The organism is Lacticaseibacillus camelliae DSM 22697 = JCM 13995 (genome assembly GCF_001436615.1).
Lineage (GTDB): Bacteria > Bacillota > Bacilli > Lactobacillales > Lactobacillaceae > Lacticaseibacillus > Lacticaseibacillus camelliae.
The window spans coordinates 1-7,542 of record NZ_AYZJ01000005.1 but is presented as its reverse complement, the minus strand read 5'-3'; the positions used below and the strand labels follow the sequence as shown (position 1 = coordinate 7,542).

Sequence of the window (7,542 nt, the reverse complement as noted above, 5' to 3'; positions counted from 1 at the left end):
CCACTATCAAGGATTCGTTATCATCGTTGCACTTGACTTGAAAATTGAGGCCTTATTTTCCGCAGCGTCTGCTTGCTTGTAAGTCGGATCATCACTCTTAACGGCGTCGACCCCGGCTTCGCCATTTGTGTTAACAACGACCCGAACCGTTTCGTCCTTCGTGTCGCCAACGGTCATGCCACTAGTGTCGATTCCCTTCGCTTCCAGTTGCGCTTTGATATTCGCCCAAAGCTTGGCGGTACCGGCATGCGCAGTGGCCGACGTTTCAGCGCGGACAGCATCCTCAAGCGATTGACTGTCCGCAACCTTGAAAACGCCATCAGCATTCTTCTTGGGTACCTTAAGCGCAGTCGCTTTAGTGATGGTCGGGACAGCTGCAGTCGTCGTGACCGCCGCCCGCACCGCCTGTGCGTCTTCCAAAGCCTGGACACTAAAGCCCAAAACCAGCGTAGAGAGCAGTAAGAGGTGTCCGACCTCATGTTTTTTTCTGTTTTGATTCAAATGACTATCCCCCTAGATTTCACTGGATGAGGCGGCCGCCGTGACCCCGTTCCCACAACGAGGCCAAACGATTACGCCGCCATACATCACCACATTTACTTCTCTTTTTCCCAATGCGTCCCACGGAGCCCCGTATAACGCCTTAACATCTGTGTGATTCATCACCTTCTACTGCTTCAAAAGATTTCAAACAACTGCTTAGTATCGAGAGTGATACCCTCAATATTCACATGAGAGAAATTATATCCTGAGGATTTGATGAGCGCAATATGGCTATTTGATAAGATAACCGAGATTTACCCTCGTTATTTATAAAAATTATCTAATTCAAGCACATGTGTCTTATCGTTTTCCCCGGTGTGACTTGCTTACATTGGAAACACAAGTGTGTAAGCATTAACACGTTTTATAACGTCCCGGCTAATATTTCAAAAATATTTCATTTGTCATTACAAAATCTGTAATTTATTTGATTATGATAAGAATCATTAGACGGTGATTTGTCATTTTTTGGCCAGGCAACAACGCGGATAGCATTGAGGTCACCTAGCAATCACGTTCCGCTCTGGTTCAATTGCCGCAAAAAGCAGCAATCCTTCCCGACGTGGGCGCACCGGTGAAAATTTTTTCTAAATATAAGTGAGCTAATGCCTCTCACCTCAAAAAGGTAAACACCATTTCCTTTGCCGCACTTTGCCAGTTTTTCTCATGGCAGCAAAGCCATCAGGTCTCAGCATTGTACAGCTAGCGAAAATGTTTCTCGCAAGCATGTCATTATTTCAAGGAACGCCGAGTTACCGCCATTCAGGCAGGACGCAGAACGAAGCGCTAATCCACCGTCTTGGCCTTCGTCATTAAATTCTCATTTTCACCATCCTCTCGCAAAGCACTGCCTGAGCTAATCACTCGCATCGTAACTACCGCCATGAATTGTTAAGCCGACAGAGGCCGCACCACTCAAGAGACACAACTAGTTGCAGAACATTGTGCAACAACAAGTCACAACAAGCGCCGGTACACCACGATTGAAAGGACGAATCGTCGTGTACCGGCGCTTGTGATTGGCTAAAAGCACTTTATATTTCTTCGCCAGTGATCGACCAAAGCAGCAGGTTGGCCAGCGTTCCTACACTGCGTTGACGCCGCATCGGAATGATTCGACAACTTGGTCCACACCCAAGCGCAAACAAGGCCGGATTGTGCGCCACGGTCGCTCCGTATCTTGATCCCAGTGCCGTCTCACCTATATTCAGGAACGCGTCATTGTCACCGTATGGCGTGGCCATCACCCTCCGGACTGGCGCAATACCCACCACGGGCAAAAATCACTGTCTTGTCTGCGATGCGCAAGTCTTGACCGCTAACTTGTTCTTGCAATTTACGGATATAACAACTCAAGCTATTGAGCTTCTAAATGAGCTGACCATGATTAGTTGAAACCAAAATCTGAGATCGAAACATGACTCACTGTATCATTCTTGAAGAAAAAGGTTACGATTAGCATACCCTTTAAGGCGAGCAAAATATGCGCATCAAAAAGCCACCCCACAAGATAACCTCTTCACCTTTCAGAAAGTACACAAATGCCCCTGCGCCGCGCTTCCATTTCAGAATCGTGACCCAGAGGCACTTGTACTCGGGGATAAAAACGTTTAACGCCTCCGCCGCCTCAACATTATTTGTTTTGAACGATTGCCGCGACCGCGTTGCGCCCTGAAAAGGCTGCAAACCCCGCGGTGCTGCCTGGCAAGGTGACGGCATAGGTATCGCCGACCAGCATCCCCGCCGCATCATTACCAATCGCATATAGTCCCGGAAGCGGATACCCATGAGCATTCAGCACTGCATTGTGCGTATCGATGCGCAAGCCGCCGATCGCACACGCCATCCCCACGCCTAGGGTCACCGCATAAAATGGGCCATCCTTAACCGGCGTGAGATAGGCCGAAGCTTTACCAAAATCAGCATCAACGCCGGCCGCGACTTGCTGATTATAATGGGCAACGGAATCAACCAAATTCGGTAAATGTAACTGTTCTGCCAAGGTCTCCAAGCTATCGGCTTTCGCCAAATATTTGCGATGCGCGGCTAAGTCCGATGCTAATTCATCAGGCAACTTGCTTAAGGTATCGGGTGAAAATGGAGAATTGCCCACTGCCTTGTACAACCCGACCGTGCTTAAATGTTTGACGGCTTCAGCGTCAAAAATCGCAAACGTCCGCGCTTGACCAAGCAGCGCATTCCCTGCGTGGCACATGTTGTCATTCACATCTTCATTCACGAAACGGTCACCGACCTGGTTGACCCACAAAATTGCTTCCTGAGTTGCAGCCACGCCAATTTCAGAGGTCATATGCATGAATGGCGGCAGCATCGGGTCAAAAATTGCCCCACCACCAAACTGGAGTGCACCCATGCTGTCATGCATCGCACCAGCCGCCCAGGCCAACTGCATGCCATCGCCAGTGGATTTGCCATCACTGACACTCATCAGCCGGTCTGATAATGGTGTTTGCTTTTTGACCAATTCGGGATTGTCCACATAGCCGCCGGTGGCTAAGATCACGTTGTCAGTGGCAATTTTTGTCGTTTGCCCGGTGACCTCGTTCATGACCTCAACGCCTGAAAGATGCCCAGCAGTCTGCAATAATTTTTGGGTACTGGTACTCATGCAAAATTCCACGCCAAGCTGACGCGCTTTAGCCACCAATGTTGCCACAGCCGCGTGGCCACCGCCGGCAAAGGCATGAATGGTGGGCCAGCTTTTCCCTTGCGGGCCAACACTGGCAAACTTCACCCCTTGGTCCGCTAGCCAGTCGATGGTCTCGCCAGAATGGTCGATCAACTGCTTGAGATGCGGTGCGCTGGCTTCGTAATGGGAATAATTTAGCTCATCTTGCAACAGCCGCGTGCGGTCGATGGTGATGCCGGCTTGCTGTTGAAGCCTTGAATCCACGCCCATCACGCCTTCCACATAGTTGCCGTCGCCGCCGAGGCTACGTCCTTTTTCAATCACTACACAGGACAACCCCGCCTGCCGCGCAGTGATGGCCGCGACGAGTCCTGATAGGCCCCCGCCAATGATGACCACTTCAGGCATGTGGCGCCTCCTGTTTCAATCCAGCACTGACCCCGCCATCGACCACGACGGTTTGCCCGGTCATGAAGGTCGCTTCAGTCGCAACAAAGACGAACACTTTGGCCAGTTCTTCAACCGTTTCGTAACGCTTCATTGGGACCGTTGGCGTCATGGTATCAATGAACGCCCCATCGTTCAGCGGCGTTTTGGTCAGTCCAGGGGCCACACAGTTAACGCGAATATTTTGATCGGCATAGTCGACAGCGGCCGCTTGCGTCATGCCCATGATGCCATTTTTGGCCGCATTATAAGCGCCAAAACCACCCGGGGCGTAGAAACTGCCCAGCGCGCCGGTATTAACGATTGACCCAAAGCCTTGCTTCAGGAACAGGTTGATTTCCGCGCGCATGCACTTGAACGTTCCAACAAGGTCCAGACCAACAGTCTTGTCAAAATCCTCATTCGTGAGCTCGGCAAACGGCTTCAGCACGCCGCCACCAGCGTTATTGATGACATAATCCAAGCGACCGAACTGCGTCATCACCTGTGACAGCGCCGCAGCAATCGAGTCGTCTTTGGTCACATCCATGACCAAGCCAATCACCGTACCTGAGGCTTGCCCATTCAGGGATTGCGCCACTTCCACTACGGTGGGTTGATAATCGGTCAACACCACGTTGGCCCCGGCATTAGCGAAGGCGACACTCACCCCATAACCGATTCCTTGCGCCGCACCGGTAATCAATGCCACTTTATTTTCTAACATTATTCTGCCTCCTGAACGGCTTTACCCGCCTCAGCCGCAGCAATCCAGCCCGAGACAAACGCAAACCCGTTGGCGATTCCTTCATAGCTCGGATAACCATCTGAATACAAGCCGTTGACATTGTTGCCGACGATGTACAGATCCTTTAACGGTTGCCCGGCTTTGGTCACCGGCTGGCAATTGCGATCGACAGCGACCCCGTCGAGTGTGCCCAAAATTGCGCAATGTTCTTTTATCGCGTAAAACGGACCCTGATTGACTCCAAACTTCAACTCCGCCGCCGGCTTCAAGAAAGTATCATCTTGCCCATCGGCAACAGCCTGGTTATAAACTTTGAGGGTGCGTTCAAAGGCCGCGATCGGCAACCCCAATTTGTCCGCAAGTCCTTCGGCTGTATCGGCTTTGACGACTTCACCATGCGCGATGGCATCCTCAAAGTCTGCTTGAATCGCCGGGATCGGCCCGACTGTGCCAGTTGGCGTTTGGCCTGGTTCGAGAAATTGCCGTTCAAAAGTATCTTCCATCGGCACCAGATGATCGCGAAAATGATCCAGCGTGGCTTGATCGAGGATCACACTATATTGGCCTTGAACGTTGTGCGCGGCATTAGCCCACATCGCAAAGTCATAGACAATGTCTTCGTTAACAAACCGATTCCCGGTTTGATCGACCCAAAGCAGCGGCAAGTTGGTCAATGTTTCCACACTGCTTTGGCGCCGCATCGGGTTGATTCGCAAGCTTGGCGCACACCCATGGGCAAACAAGACCGGATTGTGAGCCACGTTGGCCCCGTATTTCGCGCACAGCTTGATTCCAGTGCCGTCGGCCTTGCGCTCACCTAAATTCAGCAACGCGTCATTATCAGCGTATTTGGCCGCCATCATTTCCGGACTGCCGCAATACCCACCGTCGGCAAAAATCACTTTCTTGGTTTCGATGCGCAGGTCTTCACCGCTAGCTTGTTTGGCAAGCACGCCTTTAAGGCCTGCTTGGGGATCATAGTCCAAACCAACTGCCCAAGTTTCAGTCAAAACAGGGTTCCCGGCGTCCTCAAATTTCTGCGGCCAAGCATCCCAAGTGGCCATTTTTGACTTGAAGTTATTGAACTTGTGATAAACCAGTGGGTCATTGAGGTGCGCTTTCTGTTCACTTTGCTCAACCGTGGTGGCTAATCCCATTGCCGCCATTCGGTCAATATTCTCACCGGAATCTTTGAGAAAGCGCGCCAGGAGTTCGCCGTTAACAAAATAGTGATTATAGCTCGTCAACCCCTTGAACGCATCCGCATAGTCATAGGTCACACCCTTATCGAGTTGCTGCTTAGAGTGGACCGCAAACACGCCATGGGCCCCAAACTTCCCGGCACCGCCGACTTTATCCCCACGCTCCAACATGATGAACGGGATCTTCTTCTGATACAATTCAAACCCCGCCGACAAGCCTGCGGAACCACTGCCAACAATCACGACTTGAGTCTTTAACGTCTTCATGGTGGTGCATCCTTTCTTATTGTGAAGTATCCAACAAGTAAAGGATAAAGCGTTTTCATAAAACCTGCCAACATCGAATAGTTGTCAGCGATAACTTGAACTTATCGCTTTAAGAATCATCCCTTCAAATAGTTCCTGGCGATCGCGACTAATTGCCGCGACCACGTTGAAGGCTTGTTCCAAATGCTTCGGTGATAGCCGTGTGAGGTTGTTACAATGTGCAGGTACTCTGAAGTCATCCGGCACCAGCGCCACGCCGCCCTTGAAATTCACAGCCAACGCGGCGGCTTGAAAACTGTTTACCTGTGCGATTGAAGCATAGCCCCAACCGTTATGCGCATACTTATTGACCATGACCGCCTGGATATCGGCAATGCCAGTTGACTTCCAGTGCTGTAAATACAGCTTGCCGGCATGACTGAGCGTTGGCGCATCAGGCTGCGTCGCCAGTGCTTGCGTGTTGCACAGCACATCAAAGCCGACTTTGCGCAGCGGAAAGGCCTGAAGCTTGGTGTTGCCGCTAAACGCCAGTTCAAATCCGATCAAAATATCATAATCATGCGCCAGCAGCCGCGTGAACGCATCAGTAAAGGGTTCTTCATCAAAACTCAACTGCCTGCTGGGTCCGAGATGTTCAGCAAAGGCAGCCGCGTCAGCTTCCAAGCCTTGAAGAAAGTGAATCCTGAGCAGGCCTGCTGGTTGTTGTTCCGGATGACGCCAAATTTCACCATAGGCCTCCAATACTTGAACCGCCCGCAGATAAAAGAATTGGCCGGAAGCGGTCAGTGACAGTGAAGTAGGGGTGCGGTTAATCAACTGTACCCCCAAATCATCCTCCAAATGCCTGATTGCTGAGGATACCGCCGTTTCTGAAACATAATTGCGTTTGGCTGCCGAACTAAAGCCGTGGGTCTGCACCACGTCAACAAAATATTTCATAGGCTTTAAGTTGTAATTCATAATGACGCCTCCAAATGTGTGGCAAGTGCCAGTTTAATTATACGACTTGTTGGCTGACTGCCCTCAAAGTCCGCAATCCCACCGTTCTCATTTCAGCCACCGACTCTCACCCTACACTTCTCAAGTTTCAGGTAAAAAAAAACGTCCAAACGCTGATTGACCAACGTTTGAACGTGCAATAAACTTATTCCCACTCTGTTGCCCCGAAAAGCCGAATGAGCGCAAATGGGCGCCGTTAAAGGCTTTTGAATTTCAATAAGCCCAATTATATCACAAAAAACAGCTTTGGAAGCAGCATAAAAGTTGCACGGTGCAAATTGGAGAAAACTTCATATCAACAGCAAATTTAGACCTCTCAATGTCCGGGCGGTCTATTTATTTTGTAGTTGATTGTGCATTGCTGCCTGCAACCTTTGAAGTGATACTCACTCCCTCTTTTAATAACAAGATATACCAATTTTTCAAATCTAGAATGGAGGAATTACATTGATGAAAGCAGTTCGGCGAACCTCGGTATTCGCCGCCTTAATTGCAATCTTCGTCCAGCTCTTTATCCCGGCCTCAATGGCGATTGCCGCCAGCATGACCAACATCAAGGTTGCTGACTGGCGCAACACTTGGCACTTGCACTTGTTCAATGGCTTACATTGGACGGACACCGGTATGTGGATGAAAAAGGTGGACGGCAAAGTTGCCTTCTGTGTGGAGCACGGGGTCGATCTCGATATGAGTGGCTCCGGCTACAA

The 7,542-nt window shown here is 50.4% G+C and carries 6 protein-coding genes; 1 reads left to right on the top strand and 5 read right to left on the bottom strand.

Translation table 11 applies throughout. From position 1 onward, the window contains the following. Window positions 1–6 precede the first annotated feature (6 nt). The 5 genes from FC75_RS00840 to FC75_RS00820 form a co-directional block, all read right to left on the bottom strand. Complete coding sequence (locus FC75_RS00840) at window positions 7–501, bottom strand: hypothetical protein (RefSeq protein ID WP_056988804.1); 495 nt, start codon at window positions 499–501, stop codon at window positions 7–9. A gap of 1,675 nt (window positions 502–2,176) precedes the next feature. Then, window positions 2,177–3,601: a vinyl phenol reductase gene (locus tag FC75_RS00835; protein ID WP_056988802.1), complete on the bottom strand. Its 1,425-nt coding sequence runs from the start codon at window positions 3,599–3,601 to the stop codon at window positions 2,177–2,179. Further along, window positions 3,594–4,346: an SDR family NAD(P)-dependent oxidoreductase gene (locus FC75_RS00830; protein WP_054666100.1), complete on the bottom strand. Its 753-nt coding sequence runs from the start codon at window positions 4,344–4,346 to the stop codon at window positions 3,594–3,596. Before FC75_RS00830 ends, FC75_RS00835 begins: the two co-directional genes overlap by 8 nt. After that, entirely contained in the window at window positions 4,346–5,836 is a 1,491-nt protein-coding gene (locus FC75_RS00825) for an FAD-binding protein (RefSeq protein ID WP_056988800.1), read from the bottom strand. Before FC75_RS00825 ends, FC75_RS00830 begins: the two co-directional genes overlap by 1 nt. A gap of 84 nt (window positions 5,837–5,920) precedes the next feature. Beyond that, complete coding sequence (locus FC75_RS00820; RefSeq protein ID WP_082397862.1) at window positions 5,921–6,796, bottom strand: LysR family transcriptional regulator; 876 nt, start codon at window positions 6,794–6,796, stop codon at window positions 5,921–5,923. 489 nt (window positions 6,797–7,285) lie between these two features. Here FC75_RS00820 and FC75_RS00815 point away from each other — a divergent pair. Further along, window positions 7,286–7,542: hypothetical protein (locus FC75_RS00815; RefSeq protein ID WP_056988798.1), on the top strand; the 257-nt coding region annotated here is incomplete at its 3' end.